This window comes from Heliomicrobium gestii, assembly GCF_009877435.1.
Classification (GTDB): domain Bacteria; phylum Bacillota; class Desulfitobacteriia; order Heliobacteriales; family Heliobacteriaceae; genus Heliomicrobium; species Heliomicrobium gestii.
The window spans coordinates 1-466 of record NZ_WXEX01000048.1 but is presented as its reverse complement, the minus strand read 5'-3'; the positions used below and the strand labels follow the sequence as shown (position 1 = coordinate 466).

1 protein-coding gene is annotated in these 466 nt (G+C 55.8%); it reads left to right on the top strand.

All coding sequences use genetic code 11. The features are described from left to right. Positions 1-13: 13 nt before the first annotated feature. Positions 14-466: ATP-binding protein (locus GTO89_RS16995; RefSeq protein WP_235920546.1), on the top strand; the 453-nt coding region annotated here is incomplete at its 3' end.

Below are 466 nucleotides of genomic sequence, written 5' to 3'. Positions count from 1 at the left end.
AGAGAACAAGGCGATGGAATCCCGCCTTCGCCAAGCCGGCTTTCCCTACGTGCGCACCCTGGAGGACTTTGACTTTGCCTTTCAAGCCGCCATCTCAAAGCGGCACATCCAACAGTTGACGACCATGCAGTGGATCGATGATGCCTTCAACGTGTTTTTTCTCGGACCTCCCGGCACAGGAAAGACGCATCTCTCCGTTGCCATTGGCGGCGCTGCCGTAGACAAGGGCTACAAGGTGCGCTTCATCTCCATGGACCAACTGGTCAGCGCCTTTCGCACAGAAAGCACCGATCCGAAGGCCCATCGTGCCTTGCGGGCCATCCGGAAAGCCGATCTGGTGATCATCGACGAACTTGGGTTTCTGCCAATCACACGCACCGAAGCCAATCAGTTCTTCCAACTGGTCAATGACCTGTACCAGCGGACATCGATCATCATCACGTCCAACAAGAGCTTCGAAGAGTGG